Annotated in this window: 16 protein-coding genes; 9 read left to right on the top strand and 7 right to left on the bottom strand. The window is 57.2% G+C overall.

The features are described from left to right. Nucleotides 1-62: 62 nt before the first annotated feature. From yhdP to csrD, 7 genes are all read right to left on the bottom strand, one after another. Entirely contained in the window at nucleotides 63-3,887 is a 3,825-nt protein-coding gene (gene yhdP, locus ACL2XP_RS01535; RefSeq protein ID WP_413736826.1) for an AsmA2 domain-containing protein YhdP, read from the bottom strand. A 122-nt stretch (nucleotides 3,888-4,009) separates the two neighbouring features. Further along, the gene (rng, locus tag ACL2XP_RS01530; protein ID WP_413736825.1) at nucleotides 4,010-5,479 is read right to left on the bottom strand and encodes a ribonuclease G; all 1,470 of its coding nucleotides are present in this window, start codon (nucleotides 5,477-5,479) and stop codon (nucleotides 4,010-4,012) included. 9 nt (nucleotides 5,480-5,488) lie between these two features. After that, nucleotides 5,489-6,061, bottom strand: coding sequence for a Maf family protein (locus ACL2XP_RS01525; protein ID WP_413736824.1), 573 nt, complete (start codon nucleotides 6,059-6,061; stop codon nucleotides 5,489-5,491). A gap of 8 nt (nucleotides 6,062-6,069) precedes the next feature. Beyond that, complete coding sequence (mreD, locus tag ACL2XP_RS01520) at nucleotides 6,070-6,558, bottom strand: rod shape-determining protein MreD (RefSeq protein WP_413736823.1); 489 nt, start codon at nucleotides 6,556-6,558, stop codon at nucleotides 6,070-6,072. Next, nucleotides 6,555-7,610: a rod shape-determining protein MreC gene (gene mreC, locus ACL2XP_RS01515; RefSeq protein WP_413736821.1), complete on the bottom strand. Its 1,056-nt coding sequence runs from the start codon at nucleotides 7,608-7,610 to the stop codon at nucleotides 6,555-6,557. The genes mreD and mreC overlap by 4 nt, the downstream gene beginning before the upstream one ends. A gap of 94 nt (nucleotides 7,611-7,704) precedes the next feature. After that, nucleotides 7,705-8,748: a rod shape-determining protein MreB gene (gene mreB / locus ACL2XP_RS01510; RefSeq protein WP_004385136.1), complete on the bottom strand. Its 1,044-nt coding sequence runs from the start codon at nucleotides 8,746-8,748 to the stop codon at nucleotides 7,705-7,707. A 358-nt stretch (nucleotides 8,749-9,106) separates the two neighbouring features. Next, on the bottom strand, nucleotides 9,107-11,050 hold the full coding sequence (csrD, locus tag ACL2XP_RS01505; protein ID WP_413736820.1) for an RNase E specificity factor CsrD: 1,944 nt from the start codon (nucleotides 11,048-11,050) through the stop codon (nucleotides 9,107-9,109). Nucleotides 11,051-11,294: 244 nt separating this feature from the next. On the opposite strand from csrD, the gene msrP reads away from it, so the two are divergent. The 9 genes from msrP (at nucleotide 11,295) to dusB (ending at nucleotide 19,343) form a co-directional block, all read left to right on the top strand. Further along, complete coding sequence (gene msrP, locus ACL2XP_RS01500; RefSeq protein ID WP_413736819.1) at nucleotides 11,295-12,296, top strand: protein-methionine-sulfoxide reductase catalytic subunit MsrP; 1,002 nt, start codon at nucleotides 11,295-11,297, stop codon at nucleotides 12,294-12,296. Continuing rightward, nucleotides 12,297-12,896, top strand: a complete 600-nt coding sequence (gene msrQ, locus ACL2XP_RS01495; protein WP_413736817.1) for a protein-methionine-sulfoxide reductase heme-binding subunit MsrQ — start codon at nucleotides 12,297-12,299, stop codon at nucleotides 12,894-12,896. 241 nt (nucleotides 12,897-13,137) lie between these two features. Next, nucleotides 13,138-13,590 carry a type II 3-dehydroquinate dehydratase gene (gene aroQ, locus ACL2XP_RS01490; RefSeq protein ID WP_413736816.1) on the top strand — a complete coding sequence of 151 codons (453 nt, stop codon included), beginning with the start codon at nucleotides 13,138-13,140 and terminating at the stop codon, nucleotides 13,588-13,590. A 21-nt stretch (nucleotides 13,591-13,611) separates the two neighbouring features. After that, nucleotides 13,612-14,076, top strand: a complete 465-nt coding sequence (gene accB / locus ACL2XP_RS01485; protein WP_413736815.1) for an acetyl-CoA carboxylase biotin carboxyl carrier protein — start codon at nucleotides 13,612-13,614, stop codon at nucleotides 14,074-14,076. A gap of 11 nt (nucleotides 14,077-14,087) precedes the next feature. Then, nucleotides 14,088-15,437 (top strand): acetyl-CoA carboxylase biotin carboxylase subunit, encoded by a 1,350-nt coding sequence (gene accC, locus ACL2XP_RS01480; RefSeq protein WP_413736814.1) that lies wholly within the window; start codon nucleotides 14,088-14,090, stop codon nucleotides 15,435-15,437. Between the two features lie 89 nt (nucleotides 15,438-15,526). After that, nucleotides 15,527-15,769 carry a YhdT family protein gene (locus ACL2XP_RS01475; protein ID WP_413736813.1) on the top strand — a complete coding sequence of 81 codons (243 nt, stop codon included), beginning with the start codon at nucleotides 15,527-15,529 and terminating at the stop codon, nucleotides 15,767-15,769. Beyond that, nucleotides 15,759-17,219, top strand: a complete 1,461-nt coding sequence (gene panF, locus ACL2XP_RS01470) for a sodium/pantothenate symporter (protein ID WP_413739051.1) — start codon at nucleotides 15,759-15,761, stop codon at nucleotides 17,217-17,219. Before ACL2XP_RS01475 ends, panF begins: the two co-directional genes overlap by 11 nt. 21 nt (nucleotides 17,220-17,240) lie before the next feature. Further along, the gene (prmA, locus tag ACL2XP_RS01465) at nucleotides 17,241-18,122 is read left to right on the top strand and encodes a 50S ribosomal protein L11 methyltransferase (RefSeq protein WP_413736812.1); all 882 of its coding nucleotides are present in this window, start codon (nucleotides 17,241-17,243) and stop codon (nucleotides 18,120-18,122) included. Between the two features lie 255 nt (nucleotides 18,123-18,377). After that, entirely contained in the window at nucleotides 18,378-19,343 is a 966-nt protein-coding gene (gene dusB / locus ACL2XP_RS01460; RefSeq protein WP_413736811.1) for a tRNA dihydrouridine synthase DusB, read from the top strand. Nucleotides 19,344-19,356 lie beyond the last annotated feature (13 nt).

The raw sequence follows: 19,356 nt of genomic DNA, 5'->3' as shown, positions 1-19,356 counted from the left end.
CAATCTGTATAGTCATATTTATAGACTGCGGCAATTCCCCGGCAACGTCAAATAGGTACTGATTATTTGCCTTTAGCGGTTGGCTGGCGCGGTTGGCGCAACACTTCCTCGATTCTCGGCTGGTCCAGGCTGCCGGTAATATGATAGCGGATTACCGAGATTTTGTTCCACAGCGGCGCCAGCACCTTGCTGGCGGCGAATACCGCGGCCCCCACCACCGGATTGATGGCGAAGGCGGCGGCGACCCCGACGGTGGCCGAGATTTCCGGCGCGATTACCGCTTCCATGTCGATTTGCTGCGCCGTGAAATCAACGTTGCCGCTCATGGCAATGTCCGCTTCCAGTCCGTCGATCAGTAAATCGTTGGTATGCAGTACGCCGCTTTTAAGCCAGGCGGTGCCTTTGATGGAATCGAAATAGAATCCTTTGCCGAACGTATCCCGGAAATCAAACTGCAGTTTACGCAACAGCGCGTCGAAACTTACCAGCCGTAATAACCGCCCCGCCTGGCCGCTGCTGATATTGTCTATTTTGCCTTTGCCGAGATCGGCGTGTAATACGCCGCTGAGGCTGGGTATATCGGGCGTCCAGGGCAGCGCCTGCCAGTGCAGATCGTAGTCCACGTCAAAGGGCGCGTCGCGCAGCGGGGTTTCAAAGCCGATATAATCCGTCGCTTCACCGATATTTTTACCGCTAAGTTTGCCTTTAAGCGAGGTCAAATTGTGCTTGCCGTTGCGCGTCCAGCCCCCGTCCAGGGTCAGGCGCGCTTTACCGGTATCCACCACGCCGTGGCTAAGCGCCAGGGTGTTTTGCTGCGGCGCGATATCGCCGGAGACCTTGCCCAGGTTTTGTCCCATGATCCAGCATTCCTGGCAGCGTAGTTGCACCGCGGGCCAGTCGTTGAAGGAGATCGTCGGATCGTCGTCGCTGAAGAGGCTATTTTGCGGCGCATCCGGCGCGGTTTGCGCGCCTTTGGCCCACATGGGGTTGTAGTAAAGGTAGCCGAGATCCGCATGCCACGGTCCGTTATCCGCCATGGCCAGTTTGCCGTTGATTTCTTTGCCCTTGGCTTCGATCAGGCTGCCGCCCAGGGTATTGCTGCGCGTCAGCGTCAGATCGCGCCACTGCTGCCCGGCCAGGGTTAATGCGGGGGTGTTGAGCGTCAGGGCGTCCGGGAAGCGGAAGCGGCTGGCCATCGCCTTGCCCGTCGAGCGGGACTGTGGCGTCATTAACGCCAGCCATTTTTCACCGTCCAGCGCCGGCAAATCGAGGGTCAGGCTTTTTCCCGCCGGCAGCGGCGGGATTTTGCCGCCATCGGTGGCCCACGCGCCGCGCGTCAGCGCCACCTGTTTGCCCAGCAAAAATTCGCTGTTAAACGCATTGTTCTTGCCGGCCCGGCCGCTTAAGTTAAAACCGGACAGGCCGCCCTGGGCTTTGACGGCCAACGGAAATGCCTGTCCGCCCGGTTTATCCAGGGGTGGAGGTAAGTGACTGCTTACATTTCTCAGATCGCTGGTCACATCGACGCTGTAGGTGGTTTTGCCTTTAAACGGCAAGGTCACCGCCACGATGCTTTGCCACGACGCATGGCCGCCTACCAGCTTTTCAATGGGTTCCGGCACGCCGGGCAGGCGGTTCACCGCCCAGTCGCCCTGCATGTCTACCTTGATATCAAAACCTTTTTCCTGTTCCTGGGTGGTAAAGCGTACATTCACCGGTTGCCCCAGCCATTGGGCGGTCAGCAGATCGCTGTCCAGGTTGCCGTTGTTGTACCGGAACTGGCCGCTCAGATCTTTCATGGTGGTGCCCAGCGGTTTTATCAGCAGGCTGTTATTGGCTAAATTGACTTTACCCGATGCGGTGACCGGCTGGCCGGTCAAGGGAATGGAAAGATGTAAGTCCCCACTAACATCGCCGCCGATCTGCAGTTCTTCCAGCGCCTCGCCCAGGGATTTTTGCAGCGGCGTGTTATTAAAATAATCCCCGATGGCCTTGCCCGACCCTTTAATGCCCGCATCCACCAGCAGCAATTGTTTTGAATAATCGGGTATGGTCGCGGCGACATCGGTGCCGGTGGCGTCCCCCAGTTGCGTCTGGGCGGTGTGCATAAACAGCCCGTCATTCAGGAAATCCAAATCGATATCCAGGTTGGTCAGCAGCGGCCAGCCCGGTTCAAATTCATAATCCGCGTGGCGCAGCGGCACCAGGACTTCAAATTGTCCATCGTTATGTTTAAAGGGGAATTGCTTGGGATTGCCGGCAAATACCAGCGTGGCGTTATCCACCCGGCCGCTTTTCAAGGCGCCGGTGAGATAGTTGACCAGATGAGTCCCCATCAGCGGCTCAGGGAAGTACCGCCAAGCCTGGGCGGCGTCATACAGGCGGATACCGGACAGGATATCCAGCCACGGCGCGCCGTTAACCGGCTGATGAAAATAAAAATCGCCGGTCGCCCACAGCGCGCTGGCCCGCAGGTCGATATTTTTGCCCCACAGTTCCAGGCCGCGATCGCCGTTTTGCCAGTCCAGCGTGGCATGCGCCCCCTGCACTTCCAGCGGCGCGCGGAACATATCTTTATAGGGCAGCGTGCTGTTGGCGAGCGCTAGATTTAACCGGCCGGTGGCCAGTGAACCCGCCACCGAGCCGGCAACATGATCGGCGCCGGGCAGCAGTTGCCACTGCTGCCAGCTGAGGTCGCGCCAGTCGCTTTGAAAACGGATCTGCTCGGGATTATTGAGCGGAATATCCAGCGCCAGGGTGGATAAAGTGCCCTGCGGCTGCAAGTCCTGCCAGCGGGCGCGCAGATTCGGCGTGATAAAAGAGACCAGCGGCATGAATGGGGTAAATTGCTGTAGCCGTAAATTTTTGGCCCGCAGGCGAATCTCACTGGCGCGGTCCGGGGTGAATAGTTGGTTTTTTTCCGGCAGCCAGAACAGGGACAGCGCGCCGGGGGCCCAGGATTCGCCGTCGGCGCTGATATTGAGCACCGGCGCGTCCAACTGCCAGCCGTCGCCTTGCCGGGTGAGATGCAAGGCCAGTTTAGCCACGTCCAGGCGATGTTCCCGATCGCCTTCCTGCCAACGCGCCGCGCCCTGGCTAAAAAATGCATCGCCCCGGGTGATATCGCCATGCTCCAGGGTGAGCCAGGCTGCCAGGCTGAAATCGGCGTTTTTCAGGCCGGTTTGGTCCTGCAGCCATTGGCTGAACCAGGGTTTAAGATTGATGTCGTCGGCCTGCAAATAGACTTTGCCGTTATTAAGCAGCCCGTTTTCGTCATGCAAGTCCATGCGCAGTTGGATGGCCCCCTGCTGCACGTCCACGTTGGACAAGGCGATCTGCCCTTCGGCCCGATGCCGTTGACGGGTATTGAGCCAGGTCAGTTGCGGCACCGACAGTTTGGTGCGATCGCCGGAGGGGGTAAGAAAAGACAGTTCGCTGTCGCGCAGGATAAAATGGTCGAACTGGTATAAGAACAGGTCGGTGAGCCGATCGGATTTAATCGGGCTGCCCTGATGATCGCGGCCCAGCAGGGTGGTATTCAGATCGAGCTGCAGGCGGTAAAAAGTGACATCGCGAAATTGCCAGCGCCAGTGCAGCAGGGATTGCCAGACATCCAGCGCCACCGTAACGCGCTGGATGCGCAGCTGTTCATCCGCAGTGACGGACTCGACGGCGCGGATATCCAGGGTGGGGCCAAACGACTGCCAGTTGCCGTGCATCTCACGGATGCGGATATCCAGGCCGGTGGAGGAATTAAGCGCCGCGACGATACGCGGACGAAAAGTATCCAAATGGGGCAAAGCCAGGCGTAACCCACTGACCGCTAATGCCACCAGGACAATTAGGGTTGCACATAGGGCCAACAATATCCCCGGCAGTCGCTTCACGCCTTTCTCCTTGCTTCCCGCCGCATAACGCCCGCGGGAAAAATTTTATTTTTATCCCGTATCCGCAGGTTGGCTGGTTTGGCGGCCGGGCTAATCTGGGCTATATCATCACTCCATCAACCTTACATCATCACAACGTCAAACTGCTCCTGGCTGTAGAGCGGTTCGATCTGTACTTTGACCTGTTTGCCGACGAAAATTTCCACTTCCGCCAGGGCATGGGATTCATCGCTTTTCAACGCATCGCCCACCGCGGCCGAAGCGTAAACCAAAAACCGGTCGGATTCGTAGGCATGATGCACCCGCACAATTTCCCGCATGATTTCATAGCAGACGGTTTCGATGGTTTTCACCGTACCGCGGCCATGGCAGGTTGGACACTCGCTGCATAACACATGTTCAATGCTTTCTCGGGTGCGTTTACGGGTCATTTCCACCAGGCCGAGCTGCGAGAAGCCGTTAATACCGGTTTTCACCCGATCTTTGCTCATGGCCTGCTCCAGGGAATGCAGGACCCGCCGCCGGTGTTCTTCGTTATTCATATCGATAAAGTCGATAATGATAATGCCGCCCAGATTGCGCAACCGCAGTTGGCGCGCGATCGCCTGGGTAGCCTCGATATTGGTATTGAAAATGGTTTCATCAAGATTGCGATGTCCGACAAACGCACCGGTATTGATATCGATGGTCGTCATGGCCTCGGTTTGATCGATGATCAGATAACCGCCCGACTTAAGCTCGACTTTACGCTCCAGGGAGCGCTGAATCTCATTTTCCACATCATAGAGATCAAAGATAGGCTGCTTGCCGTTATAATGCTCAAGCTTATGGGTCATTTCGGGAATATATTCGCTGGTAAACTCCACCAGCAAATCAAACGTCAGCCGCGAATCAACCCGAATGCGGTCCAGCGCCGCGCCGGCGAAATCGCGCAATATCCGCTGGGCCAGCGCCAGTTCGCCGTACAGCATATATTTGCTCTGGTTGCGGCGTTTACGCTCCATCACCTTGGTCCACAGACGCTTGAGAAACGCCGCGTCCTGGGATAATTCTTCCTCGCCGATGCCTTCGGCGGCGGTGCGGATAATAAAACCGCCATGCTCGTCGCAATACTCCGCCACGGTGCGCTTGAGGCGTTCGCGCTCATCTTCGCTGTCGATACGCTGCGATACGCCGACATGGGACGCGCCCGGCATAAAGACCAGGTAACGGGACGGCAGGGTAATATCGGTGGTCAGGCGCGCGCCTTTGGTGCCCAGCGGGTCTTTCACCACCTGAACCATGATGTCCTGCCCTTGCCTTACCAACTCGGCAATATCGCGCACATGGAAATTTTTCTGCTCTTCGCCGGCGACGCATTCGGTATGCGGCATGATATCGGAGGCATGTAAAAATGCCGCTTTTTCCAGCCCGATGTCCACAAATGCCGCCTGCATCCCCGGCAGGACGCGGCTGACCCGGCCTTTATAAATATTACCGACAATACCCCGCCGGGCTTCGCGTTCGATATGAATTTCCTGCAGGATGCCGCCATCAATGTAGGCAACCCGGGTTTCGGAAGGCGTGATATTGACCAGTAATTCAGCAGCCATGTTGTCCTCTTAACTACGTAACGCAATGAATTGACAAAGCAATTCGGAGGTTTCCACCAGTGGCAATCCCACTACGCCGTGATAACTTCCATTGATCGCCCTGACAAAAACTCCACCCAGGCCCTGGATGCCATAGGCTCCGGCCTTATCCATAGGCTCACCAGAAGCAATATAGCGATCAATCTCCTGCGCCGACAGCCGCCGGAAAGTGACCTCAGTCACGACGCTGCGGCAAAGTTGAAACCGGCCGTCCGCAATCGCAACGGCCGTCATTACCTGGTGACTCTGGCCGGATAAGGCGGCCAGCATGCACGCGGCATGGGCGGCATCGCGGGGTTTTTCCAGAATCTCGCCGTTCAGCACCACGATGGTATCGGCACCCAGCACCGGGCGAGGTTCGGGAGCGACCGCCACCCCGGCCAGCGCCTTTTGCTGCGCCAAACGCCGCACATAATCCGCCGCCGGTTCATCGGGCCGCCGCCGTTCTTCAATCGGCGCATCCAGCACGTCGAACGGCAAATTTAATAAGGTTAGCAATTCCCTGCGCCTGGGGGAGCCGGAGGCTAAATATATTGCAGTCATTACGCCCCTTATTGCACCGAAAATTGACGGCGGACTTTACGCATCAGTAAAAACATCCATGGCCACAATACGCCGTCCACTACGCTGCTCCAGAAAATTTCCGGCCGGAATGAAATATTAATTACCAGAAATTCAGCCCAAAACACAATGATGTGCGTCGTCAACGACAGCAAGACCACGATCAGCGATTGCTGCCATAACGCCATATTCCTGAACAGCTGGAATTTAAATACCACCAGATAGGCCAGGATGCTCAGCGCCAGCGCCCTGACGCCCAGGATGGAGCCGAGGATCAAGTCCATCACCAGGCCAAGCAGGAAACCGGTGCCGACATTGACCCGGTGCGGGATCGCCATGACCCAGTAAATCAATACCAGGCTGAGCCATGACGGCCTGAACAAATAGAGCTGTTCGGGCCAAGGCATGATTTGCAAAATGATGGCAATCAAAAAGGAGAGCCAAATTACCCAGCCGCCGTTGCGACGATAACGGTTCATCGTCGCTCCCCGGCGGCCCGGTTAGGCGCCGGCGCGGCGGGGCGCGCCGCGGCTTTGCCGCTCGCTGCCGGGGAGGCGGGCTGCGCGGCGGGCGTCGTTTCAGGCGCCGCGGCCGGCGGGTTCGGCCCCATGATACTGTCCTGGGACGGCAGCACCTGCGGCATCATCTGCATCAGGCGCTCATTGGCCACGTGATGAACTTCAGCGGGCGGCAGCGGCACTTCGCCGCGGGGATCGGCGCCCCAGAGCAGCAGCAGGTAGCGCAGGCGCTGGAGCTGGGCGGTCGGCCGGGCCTGGATGACGGTATAAGCGCGCTGGGTATCGACCTTGACCGTCGAAACCACCGCCACCGGGTACCCTTCGGGAAAACGGCCGCCAAGGCCGGAGGTCACCAGCACATCGCCGACGCGGATATCGGTATTGCCCGGCAGATGCTCCAACTGCAAATCTTCGGTACAGCCGTTACCGGCCACAATCACCCGGATATCATTACGCAGCACCTGGATGGGTAAGGCGTGGGACGCATCGCAAATCAGCAACACCCGGCTGGTCATCTTGCTGGCCGCGACGACCTGGCCGACCACGCCTTTATCGCTTATCACCGGCTGGCCGACGTACACGCCGCTGTCCAGCCCTTTGTCGATCACCACCTGGTCGCTGTAGGGATCGGTGCTGGTGGAGATGACCTGCGTTACCATTTTTTGCTCATCCTGGCGCAGGGGCGATCCCAGGAGCTCGCGCAGGCGGGCGTTTTCCTGGCGGAACTGTCCCAGCAGCAGCTGCTCGCTGTTTCTTAGCAGCAATTCCTGGCGCAGGGTGTGGTTTTCCAGTTCCAGCTGTTCGCGCGTGGCCAGCGTTTCCGAAACATGATCCAGCAGCTTGCGCGGGCCGTTCGCCAGGAAATAAAACGGACTGACCGCGGTATCCATATACGTGCGGATTTGAACAAAAGTTCCGAGCCGGCTGTCGGCGATAATGACGGCAATGGCGACCATTACGGCCAGGAACAGTCGGAGTTGCAGAGACGGTCCCCTGCTAAAAATCGGCTTCATAGGCTATGCATTTTCCTCAACAAAAAAGGGGGGCGCCGACCAGGATGAGAAATCTCAGCGTTCACCCGGGTGGTCCCCCCCTTTTCGAGGCTGGTTATTCTTCGCTGAACAAATCACCGCCGTGCATATCAATCATCTCCAATGCCTTGCCGCCGCCACGGGCGACGCAGGTCAAGGGGTCTTCCGCCACCACCACGGGTATGCCGGTCTCTTCCATCAGCAGGCGGTCGAGATTTCTCAGCAACGCGCCGCCGCCGGTCAATACCATGCCGCGCTCGGAAATATCGGAGGCGAGCTCGGGCGGGCACTGTTCCAGCGCAACCATAACCGCGCTGACAATACCGGTCAAAGGCTCTTGCAACGCTTCAAGAATTTCATTGGAATTCAGGGTAAAGCCCCGCGGCACGCCTTCGGCCAGGTTACGGCCGCGCACTTCGATTTCCCTGACTTCATCGCCCGGATAAGCCGAACCGATTTCATGCTTGATGCGTTCAGCGGTTGCTTCACCGATCAGCGAGCCATAATTGCGGCGCACATAATTAATAATAGCCTCATCGAAGCGATCGCCGCCAATACGTACCGAAGAAGAGTACACCACCCCGTTAAGGGAGATGACCGCGACTTCGGTGGTGCCGCCGCCGATATCCACCACCATCGAACCGGTGGCTTCCGACACCGGCAGCCCCGCGCCGATAGCGGCGGCCATGGGTTCTTCGATCAAGAAGACTTCCCTGGCCCCGGCCCCTTGGGCCGATTCACGGATGGCGCGGCGTTCCACCTGGGTGGCGCCGACCGGGACGCAGACCAGGACGCGCGGGCTGGGACGCATGAAACTATTGCTATGAACTTGCTTGATAAAATGTTGCAGCATTTTTTCGGTAACGAAAAAATCGGCGATGACGCCGTCCTTCATTGGACGGATCGCCGCAATATTACCGGGGGTGCGCCCCAGCATTTGTTTGGCTTCATGGCCTACGGCAGCAACGCTTTTAGGGGAGCCGGCGCGATCCTGACGAATCGCGACGACAGAAGGCTCGTTCAGGACAATGCCCTGTCCTTTTACATAAATCAGGGTATTGGCTGTACCCAGGTCGATGGACAAGTCGTTGGAAAACATGCCACGAAATTTTTTAAACATAACTGAAGGATAATCCTGCAAGCTGGGGCGAAAATAAAATCCGCCTACTTTACCAACCACGAGAAGCAGCGACAAGGCGCAAAAACGCGCTACTTCAATGAAAATACGTCCTCGTTAACATTCCCACACACCGAAGAAATCCCTGACGCGGTTTTTAGTCAGATGAAATGCGAGATTATGTCTTGCGCCGGTTGTCGTCATATTACTAACTATCACGCTGCTAACTATCAGTCACCAACGGTCGGTTATCAACAACAATAGGCGGGAAATCTGGCAGAGCACCTGAATCCAGGTAATGTAAGTGCCTACTAACCATTTCGGTTAATGGGCGTATTGTACGTTAAATTTTCACGAACTTTTATACTAATCGCGCATCCTGACGTGAATATTTTTTTACCAAGTCTTCCAGAGGCTCAATCGGCGCGAAAAAGTCCCCTTGTCCCCCCGCCACGGCATTATCCGTTAGCGTTTGCCATTCCAGTTTACTTCTGACGCCGGTGGCGAAAACCTGCGTCGCGGTGCCGATGCAGGCTTCCGGCAGACTCTGGACGAAGAGCCGGTTTTCCGCGCGGCGGTCGATTTCCCTGACCAGTCCCGGATGCAATTTAATCATCGATATCGGCGCGGCGGTAATATACGCGGTGCTGATCACGGTCAGACCCGCCTGCACCACGGTCAGACGACAACCCAGCGCATCCAGCAAACGTAGCGCCGGACGCAACTGCACCAAGTGTTGACACAGATCTGCCTCAACAAGTTCAAACATAATTTGCCGGCGCTGCGTTTTTTCGCATTGCATCAGGGTATTGCGCAGCCACGGCAAAAAGTCGCGCCGCAGTAAGGACTCCACGCTAAGGCCGATGGACAACACCTGGCCCGGCAACTTCGCCAGCAGCGGTATTATCCGGGTCAACTGCTGCCGATCGAAGCGCTCAAGCAGGCCCAATTGCCGCATAACCGGTAAAAACTCGGCGGCGGCCAGCGTTTGTCCCCCTTCCTGGATGCGATTGATAATCACGTAGTGATCAAGCCGTCCATCGCGGCTATATGCCCCGCGCGCAAACAGCAGCGGTCCGCCCTGCGCCAGCGTCTGCTCAAGCAGGGTGCGCCATTTGACATTGCCGCGTACCTGCTCCGGCACCCGCTGATCGTAAACCGACCAGCTGTTGCTGCCCTGCAACCCCGCTTCGCGGGTCGCCTGCTCCACGGATTCCATCACCTCCACCGCCGTCTGGTCTTTGCGATAGACGCAGATTCCGATATGCAGCACATCCTCGCGATGTTGCCCGGGCCCCCCCGGCAAGGTGTCCAGGGCCGCTACCAGCTGCGCCGCCAGCGATTCCGCCTCTTTCAGGGAACAATGGGGCAGCAAAACCGCCAGATCACGGCGAAAATAGCGTGCCAGCAAGGCATCGGGATAACGCATGACATAGGCTGAAATGAGATTAATCAACGATTGCAGCAGTTCGTTGGCCTGGGCCGACCCCATGCGGGCCTCCAGCATTTCCGGATCCGGCGGGCGCAGCATCATCACCACGCCATGGGTGCCCATCTCCTGGTCTTCCTCCAGTTGCAATGCCAGCTGGTTATCGAAAAACAGCCGGTTGCTCAGGCCGGTTTTCGCATCCCGCGCCGCGAAAGCCCGGATCAGGATATCGATCCGGCTACGCTGCTCACGGGCCTGGGCCAGGTCGCTCAGCAGACGATCGATGGCGCTGCTGGTCAACGACGGGGGCGCGCCCGCGTTCTCGCGTACGCTGTCGCGCTCGCCGTGCATAATGCGCCTGGCCCGGTATTCCAGGGTCTCCTGCGGCTGGATTTGGCGGCGCAGCCAGCGTAAACCGCCCAATAACGACAATATTATCAAGGCGATGGCAATACTGACCGGCGCGGTGATCGCCAGCGTTCGGGCCTCGCTTAGCAACGCGGACGGATACGTCAGCTGAATTTGCCAGTCGGGATGGTGGGGTAATGCCAGACGCCGCTGGCGGTAATCGGCGGGCGTACGGGCGGTCGTCTCGCCTGCGGGGGGCGAAAAGCGGTATATCACCGCCTCGCCCTGGCGTACCTCCAGCTCGCTGATATCGTTGGTTTGCATGACGTAGGGCAGCCACCGCGCCAGTTCCGCCGGGGTTTGGGTCGGCAGCGCGCCATCCAGCAGCGCGGCGAGCGCCGCCATTTGCCGATCGGTGCGGTGTTGATTGAGGTAAAAAAAACTCAACGCGCTGCCCGCCAGCATCAATAACATCACCAGCGAACACAGCAAGGCCACCATCGCGGACAGTCTGACTTGTAATCGCATCCCTGTGCCCTGAAAAATGAGTGTTGGGGTAGAGCCGGGCTAGCCGGTCCGGATTTATTTTATCGGCACCCGGGCTAAAATGACATATTTTCGGCCGTTATGCGCAGAATATGACTGCTGGCACGGCCAATCGCGGCGCATGCCGCCGCCGGGTGAAAAATAGTCGGCGCGGCGCGGGAATAAAAACGACGCTTATACGTCATACTTAGTGCAGATCCACTATTCCAGCTTGATGGAGCCTACCATGACCCGATACCGCAAATTGCGGGACGCCGACGTTACCGCTGAAGAGGTGTTTTTTCAGCGCCGCAAAGTATTAAAGGCCTTGGGCATCACGGCCGCTTCGCTCAGCCTGCCGCTATCGGCCCGGGCCGACGTCTTATCCTGGTTCAAGGGCGATAAGCCGCCTAAGGCGGCGCCCGGCAAGGATCTGACCTTTACCAAGCCGCCGGCCTGGCATGCCGATTTGCCGTTGACGCCGCTGGATAAAGTGACCGGCTATAACAATTTTTACGAATTCGGCCTGGATAAAGCCGATCCGGCCGCCAACGCCGGCGGCTTGAAAACCGCAGGCTGGCAGGTACGCATCGACGGCGAGGTGGCCAAGCCGATGACGCTGGATATCGACGATATCCTTAAGCGTTTCGCGCTGGAAGAACGCATCTACCGGCTGCGCTGCGTCGAGGCCTGGTCAATGGTGGTGCCCTGGATCGGGTTTGAATTGGGCAAATTGATTAAACTGGCGGAACCAACCGGCCAGGCGCGCTTCGTGGCGTTCCAAACCCTGGACGATCCGCAGCAGATGCCCGGCGAGAAAGACCGTTATCTCGGCGGCGGCCTGGATTATCCCTATGTGGAAGGACTACGCCTCGATGAGGCCATGCACCCGCTGGCGCTGATGACCGTCGGCGTCTACGGTAAAACCCTGCCGCCGCAAAATGGCGCGCCTATTCGCCTGATCACCCCCTGGAAATACGGCTTCAAAGGAATTAAATCCATTGTCCATATCCGCCTGACCCGCGAACGGCCTCCCACCACCTGGAACCTGTCCGCGCCCAATGAATATGGTTTTTACGCCAACGTGAATCCCCATGTGGACCACCCGCGCTGGTCGCAGGCGACGGAACGCGTCATCGGTTCCGGCGGCATTCTGGATGTCAAACGCCAGCCCACCCTGCTCTTTAACGGCTACGCCGAGCAGGTGGCCGGCCTTTATCATGGACTCGATTTGCGGGAGAATTTCTAAGTGCGACTGAACCTCAAGCACATTTTCTGGCTCAAAGTCCTGATCCACCTGGCGGCATTCCTGCCCTTTCTCTGGCTGATTTATGCGGTCGGCCAGGGGGATTTCAGCGCCGATCCGGCTAAGGATATTCAGCATTTTACCGGCCGGATGGCCCTGAAGCTGTTGCTGGCGTCGCTGCTGGTCACTCCCCTGGCGCGCTACGCCCGCCAGCCTTTGCTGATCCGGTGCCGCCGCCTGATTGGCTTATGGTGTTTCGCCTGGGTGACCTTGCACTTGGTCAGTTATTCGCTGCTGGAACTCGGCATCGATAATATCGGTTTGCTTGGCCGGGAGCTGATTACCCGTCCATACCTGACGCTTGGGATCGTCAGTTGGCTGATTTTGCTGGCCCTGGCGGCTACATCCACCCAGCGGGCCCAGCGTAAATTGAAAAACCGGTGGCAAACGCTGCATAACCTGATCTATGTTGTGGCCATACTGGCGCCGATTCATTATCTCTGGTCGGTGAAAATCCTGTCGCCGCAACCGGTGTTCTACGCACTGATCGCGGCGGTACTGTTGGCGCTGCGTTACAAAAAATTCCGGCTATGGCGGCGGTGAAAGCAGAATTTTTTATTTCAATCCCCATTCAAAATGCGCTATCTTGCTTCCCACTTTGGAGACCACGTCCAGGTCATCTTCGCAGAAAACACCAGTATTTAGCTGCGAAAAGTTGCGATATCATTATAATGCATGACCCCGCTAACAGTCTGGGACGGATTTTTCATCAAACAGGTGACAAATCCCCCGCCTGAGGTTATTTTTTACGGGGCATCGTTAATTTACCGGAGATAGCGGCACGATGGCGGATAAATTACACATTTTGCTCCTAAATGGCCCAAACCTTAATCTGTTGGGGACACGCGAGCCGGATAAGTACGGCCATACCACGCTCGCCGATATCATCAAGAGTCTTGAGATACAGGCGCAGGCACTCGATGTGACGTTAAGTCATCTGCAGTCCAACGCGGAGCACGTCCTGATAGATCGCATCCATCAGGCCCGGGGCAATACTGATTTTATCGTAATCAATCCCGCGGCGTTTACCCATACCAGCGTAGCACTGCGTGATGCGCTGTTAGCGGTAAACATCCCGTTTATCGAGATCCATTTATCCAATGTGCATGCGCGTGAGCCTTTCCGTCATCACTCCTATCTCTCCGATATTGCGGTTGGCGTTATCTGCGGCCTAGGCGCCGATGGTTATAATTTTGCTTTTCAGACGGCGGTTAAACGCCTATCTGCATCCAATTAATTAGAGTATGGAACCCCACTCATGGATATTCGTAAGATCAAGAAACTGATTGAACTGGTAGAAGAGTCCGGCATTTCAGAGCTGGAAATCTCCGAAGGTGAAGAATCGGTTCGTATCAGTCGCGCTCCGGCAGCGCCGGCCTATCCGATGATGCAACAGGCTTATATCCCCGCCGCCCAGCAACAAATCGCCCCGGTCGCCACCACCGCGCCCGCCGCCGAACAAGCCGCGGCCGTACCCGCCTCCATGAGCGGCCATCTGGTGCGCTCCCCGATGGTTGGCACTTTCTATCGCACCCCGAGCCCGGATGCCAAGCCTTTTGTTGAAGTCGGACAAAAGGTCAACGTCGGCGACACATTGTGCATCGTCGAAGCGATGAAAATGATGAACCAGATTGAATCCGATAAAGCAGGAGTGGTAAAAGCCATTTTGCTGGATAACGGTCAACCGGTTGAATTTGACGAGCCGCTGGTCGTCATCGAATAACGAGGCGCCACATGTTAGATAAAATTGTTATCGCCAACCGTGGTGAAATTGCGCTGCGTATTTTGCGCGCATGCAAGGAATTAGGCATTAAAACCGTGGCGGTACATTCCACGGTGGATCGCGATCTTAAACATGTCCTGCTGGCGGATGAAACCATCTGCATCGGGCCGCCTCCCTCGGTCAAAAGCTATCTGAATATCCCGGCGATTATTTCAGCCGCGGAAATCACCGGTTCGGTGGCGATCCACCCCGGCTACGGTTTTCTCTCCGAAAATGCCGACTTTGCCGAGCAGGTGGAGCGTTCAGGCTTTATTTTTATCGGCCCGCGGGCTGAAACCATCCGCCTGATGGGGGACAAAGTCTCCGCCATCAGCGCGATGAAAAAAGCCGGCGTGCCCTGCGTCCCGGGCTCCGACGGTCCGGTCGGCGACGATATGGAAAAAAACCGCGCGGTGGCCAAGCGCATCGGTTATCCGGTGATTATCAAAGCCTCTGGCGGCGGCGGCGGACGCGGCATGCGCGTGGTCAGAAGCGACAATGAGCTGGAATCATCGCTGAAAATGACACGCGCCGAAGCCAAGGCGGCGTTTAATAACGACGTCATCTATATGGAAAAATACCTGGAAAATCCTCGGCATATCGAGATACAGGTATTGGCCGACGGCCAGGGCAACGCGATTTACCTGGCGGAACGCGACTGTTCCATGCAGCGCCGTCACCAGAAAGTGGTGGAAGAAGCGCCGGCGCCGGGCATTACCGAAGATATGCGCCGCTACATCGGCGAACGCTGCTCCAAAGCCTGCCGGGATATCGGCTATCGCGGGGCCGGCACCTTTGAATTCCTGTATGAAAACGGCGAGTTTTATTTCATCGAAATGAACACCCGTATCCAGGTGGAGCATCCGGTAACCGAGATGATTACCGGCGTGGATCTGATTAAAGAGCAGTTGCGCATCGCCGCCGGCCAGCCCTTATCCATCAAGCAGGAAGAAGTGGTGGTCAAGGGCCATGCGGTGGAATGCCGTATCAATGCCGAAGATCCCAATACGTTTATGCCCAGTCCCGGCAAAATTACCCGGTTCCATGCCCCAGGCGGTTTCGGGGTACGCTGGGAATCCCATATCTACGCCGGTTATACCGTACCGCCGTATTATGATTCGATGATTGGTAAATTGATTTGTTACGGTGAAAATCGCGATGTGGCTATCGCCCGTATGAAAAATGCGCTGGCGGAGCTGATTATCGACGGCATCAAGACCAATATCGATTTGCAACTGAGAATCATGAACGACGAAAACTTCCAGCATGGCGGCGCCAATATCCACTATCTGGAGAAAAAACTCGGTTTAGTGGAAAAATAAACCCAACCATATCCGGAGTTGTTCAGACAGTCGTTAAGGCCGGTTTTCACCGGCCTTTTCCATATTAATCATTTCGGCATACATACATCATGGATAAACGATTTCTTCAGGCTCACCGTGAAGCCCGGTGGGCGTTTGGCCTGGCGGTAGCTTATCTGATCGCCTGGTCATTGGCGGCTTATCTGCCGGACAGCCAGCAGGGCATCACCGGCCTGCCCCACTGGTTTGAAATGGCCTGCCTGCTGGTGCCGCTGGTCTTCCTGCTGCTCTGCTGGCTGATGGTACGCGTTATTTATCGAGATATCCCCCTGGAGGACCATGATGCAAATTGAGGTCATAGCGCCGCTGGTGGCTTATCTGGCGCTGGTGTTCGCGCTTTCCTTCTATGCCTACCGGCGCCGCCAGAAAGGTGAGTTCCTGGCCGAGTATTTCCTGGGCAACCGGTCGATGGGCGGCTTTGTGCTGGCCATGACGCTGACCGCCACCTATATCAGCGCCAGCTCGTTTATCGGCGGGCCGGGAGCGGCCTATAAATATGGACTCGGCTGGGTGCTGCTGGCGATGATTCAGGTGCCTACCGTCTGGCTGTCGCTCGGGGTGCTGGGCAAGAAATTCGCCATCCTCGCCAGGCGCTATAACGCGGTGACGCTCAACGATATGCTGCTGGCCCGCTATAACAGCCCGCTGCTGGTCTGGCTGGCCAGCATCAGCCTGCTGGTGGCGTTTATCGGCGCCATGACGGTACAGTTTATCGGCGGCGCGCGCCTGCTGGAAACCGCGGCGGGCATTCCTTATGATACCGGCCTGCTGATCTTCGGCGTCAGCATCGCGCTGTATACGTCCTTTGGCGGCTTTCGCGCCAGCGTGCTCAATGATGCGTTCCAGGGGCTGGTGATGCTGCTGGGCACCTTTATCCTGCTGTATGCCGTAATTCATGCCGCCGGCGGGCTATCCGCGGCGGTGGAGAAATTGCAGCACATAGAACCGGCGCTGATCTCACCCACCGGCGTAGACCATATCCTGACGCCGCAGTTTATGTCGTCGTTCTGGATACTGGTGTGTTTCGGGGTGATCGGCCTGCCCCATACCGCCGTACGCTGTATCTCCTACAAAGACAGCAAAGCGGTGCACCGGGGTATGATTCTCGGCACCCTGGTGATCGGCGTTTTAATGCTCGGCATGCATTTGTCCGGCGCGCTGGGACGGGCCATACTGCCCGACCTGGCCATCCCCGACCAGGTAATCCCGACGCTGATGATCACCATATTGCCGCCGTTTGTCGCGGGTATTTTCCTGGCGGCGCCGCTGGCGGCGATTATGTCGACGATTAACGCCCAACTGCTGCAATCCTCGGCGACTATCGTCAAGGATCTGTATCTTAGCCTGCGGCCGGAACAGGCGCGCAACGAGCGGCTGCTGACGCGCATGTCCAGCATGGTCACGCTGGTGCTGGGGCTGCTGCTGCTGGTGGCCGCCTGGCGGCCGCCGGAGATGATAATCTGGCTCAACCTGCTGGCGTTCGGCGGGCTGGAGGCGGTATTTTTATGGCCGCTGGTGCTGGGGTTATACTGGGAGCGCGCCAACGCCGCCGGCGCCTTGAGCTCAATGATCGTCGGAGGCGTTTGTTACGCCCTGCTGGCCACTTTTGATGTGCATATCGGCGGTTTCCACCCGATTGTTCCCGCCCTGGCGCTGAGCCTGATGGCGTTTTTAGCCGGTAATTGGCTGGCGCCGGCCGCGAAGCGGCCTATAGACCGCCCCATAGACCGGTCGGGTATTTAATTTATCAATTGGGAGCAGCTAATGCCCTGGATACAACTCAAAATCAATACTACCGGCCGCAATGCCGAAAATCTCAGCGATGCCCTGGCGGCAAGCGGCGCGGTTTCGGTCACGTTCCAGGATACGCATGATAATCCGGTATTCGAGCCGCTGCCGGGCGAGACGCGTTTGTGGGGCGATACCGATGTCATTGGCCTATTCGAGGCCGACGCCGATATGGCGGCGGTTATAGACGCCCTGGCGGGCCATCCGCTGCTGGGGGCCGGCTTTGCCCATAAGATCGAACAGCTGGAAGATAAAGATTGGGAGCGGGAATGGATGGATAACTTTCATCCCATGCGTTTTGGCGACCGCCTGTGGATTTGTCCGAGCTGGCGGCCGGTGCCCGATGAAAGCGCGGTAAACGTGATGCTCGATCCCGGTTTGGCGTTCGGCACCGGCACCCACCCTACTACCGCCCTGTGCCTGCAATGGCTGGACGGGCTGGATCTCCAGGGCAAAACCATCATCGATTTCGGCTGCGGTTCCGGTATTCTGGCGATTGCCGCGCTGAAACTGGGCGCCGCGCGCGCCATCGGCATCGATATCGACCCGCAGGCCATACAGGCCAGCCGCGACAATGCCCAGCGCAATGGGGTAGCCGACCGGCTGGAGCTGTATTTGTCGCAGGATAAACCCGATTCGCTGAGCGCGGACGTAGTGGTGGCCAATATTCTCGCCGGCCCGCTGCGCGAGCTGGCACCGCTGCTTTCCGCCCTGCCGAAAGCCGGCGGCGCCCTGGGATTGTCGGGTATCCTCGCCAGCCAGGCGTCGGGGGTGGCGGCGGCGTATGCCGGCGCGTTTGAACTGGACCCGATCGCCGAGAAAGACGAGTGGTGCCGGATTACCGGTTATCGCCGCTGATCGGGCGTCGAAACGTCTGGCCATGGCGTCGTGACCGGAACGAACATTGTGCGATTAGAGAAAAAACCTTGATCGCACAAAAGGTCCTTTTTTATATAACTTATTGTATTTACATTAAAAAGTGAAAAGATGGCCATTCAAACGACAATTTCATTGATCTATAGCATCGGATTGTTCAAAGTTTGGCCTTTCATCTGAAGAAAAAAATGCGTAATATACGCGCCCTTGCGGACACAGTATGGTCTTTCTTTGTCTATGCGTATTGGACACCTTCAGCTCGACAATTGCCTGATAGCCGCACCGATGGCCGGAGTAACCGATCGGCCGTTCAGGGCGTTATGTCATGCGATGGGGGCCGGGCTGACAGTTTCCGAGATGCTTTCCTCGAATCCTGAGGTATGGCGCACGGATAAGTCGCGTCTACGTATGGTACATAGTGATGAACCCGGTATCCGGGCCGTGCAGATTGCCGGATGCGACCCAGGTGATATGGCTGCCGCCGCCGTTATTAACGTAGCGAACGGCGCCCAGCTGATCGATATCAATATGGGTTGCCCCGCCAAGAAAGTTAACCGGAAAATGGCGGGTTCCGCCTTATTGCAGTATCCGGATCTGGTGAAACAGATCCTGCTTACCGTAGTACAGGCGGTAGACGTGCCGGTTATGCTGAAAATTCGCACGGGCTGGGCGCCGGAACACCGTAACTGTGTAGAAATTGCCCAATTGGCCGAAGATTGTGGTATACAGGCCATCACGATTCATGGCCGCACCCGCGCCTGCTTGTTTAACGGCAACGCGGAGTACGACAGTATTCGGGCAGTTAAACAGTCTGTTTCCATTCCGGTTATCGCGAATGGCGACATCACTGACCCGCAAAAAGCCAGAGCGGTACTCGACTACACCGGGGCTGACGCCTTGATGATAGGACGTGCCGCTCAGGGAAGACCCTGGATCTTCCGGGAAATCCAGCATTATCTGGATACGGGGGAGCTGCTGCCACCGCTGCCGTTAAGCGAGGTGAAGCGTTTGTTGATAGAGCATGTACGGGAACTGCACGACTTTTATGGTCCAGGCAAGGGATTCCGCATTGCTCGTAAGCACGTCTCCTGGTACTTACAGGAGCATGCCCCCGACAACCAGTTTAGGCGCACATTCAACGCCATTGAGGATGCCAGCGAACAGCTGGAGGCGTTGAAGGCATATTTTGAAAATCTTGCGTAATAGAAAAAAGAGC

Source organism: Sodalis sp. RH21 (assembly GCF_047324175.1).
Lineage (GTDB): Bacteria > Pseudomonadota > Gammaproteobacteria > Enterobacterales > Enterobacteriaceae > Acerihabitans.
The sequence above is the reverse complement of the archived record's forward strand: the minus strand, read 5'-3'. Positions and strand labels throughout refer to the sequence as shown.

Excerpts from the sequence above, each read along its gene's own strand:
- mreC (WP_413736821.1), bottom strand. The coding sequence starts at position 7,610 with ATGAAGCCGATTTTTAGCAGGGGACCGTCTCTGCAACTCCGACTGTTC.
- panF (WP_413739051.1), top strand. The coding sequence starts at position 15,759 with ATGCAAATTGAGGTCATAGCGCCGCTGGTGGCTTATCTGGCGCTGGTG.
- prmA (WP_413736812.1), top strand. The coding sequence starts at position 17,241 with ATGCCCTGGATACAACTCAAAATCAATACTACCGGCCGCAATGCCGAA.
- dusB (WP_413736811.1), top strand. The coding sequence starts at position 18,378 with ATGCGTATTGGACACCTTCAGCTCGACAATTGCCTGATAGCCGCACCG.
- mreB (WP_004385136.1), bottom strand. The coding sequence starts at position 8,748 with ATGTTTAAAAAATTTCGTGGCATGTTTTCCAACGACTTGTCCATCGAC.
- rng (WP_413736825.1), bottom strand. The coding sequence starts at position 5,479 with ATGGCTGCTGAATTACTGGTCAATATCACGCCTTCCGAAACCCGGGTT.
- csrD (WP_413736820.1), bottom strand. The coding sequence starts at position 11,050 with ATGCGATTACAAGTCAGACTGTCCGCGATGGTGGCCTTGCTGTGTTCG.
- accB (WP_413736815.1), top strand. The coding sequence starts at position 13,612 with ATGGATATTCGTAAGATCAAGAAACTGATTGAACTGGTAGAAGAGTCC.
- msrP (WP_413736819.1), top strand. The coding sequence starts at position 11,295 with ATGACCCGATACCGCAAATTGCGGGACGCCGACGTTACCGCTGAAGAG.
- accC (WP_413736814.1), top strand. The coding sequence starts at position 14,088 with ATGTTAGATAAAATTGTTATCGCCAACCGTGGTGAAATTGCGCTGCGT.
- ACL2XP_RS01525 (WP_413736824.1), bottom strand. The coding sequence starts at position 6,061 with ATGACTGCAATATATTTAGCCTCCGGCTCCCCCAGGCGCAGGGAATTG.
- aroQ (WP_413736816.1), top strand. The coding sequence starts at position 13,138 with ATGGCGGATAAATTACACATTTTGCTCCTAAATGGCCCAAACCTTAAT.
- mreD (WP_413736823.1), bottom strand. The coding sequence starts at position 6,558 with ATGAACCGTTATCGTCGCAACGGCGGCTGGGTAATTTGGCTCTCCTTT.
- ACL2XP_RS01475 (WP_413736813.1), top strand. The coding sequence starts at position 15,527 with ATGGATAAACGATTTCTTCAGGCTCACCGTGAAGCCCGGTGGGCGTTT.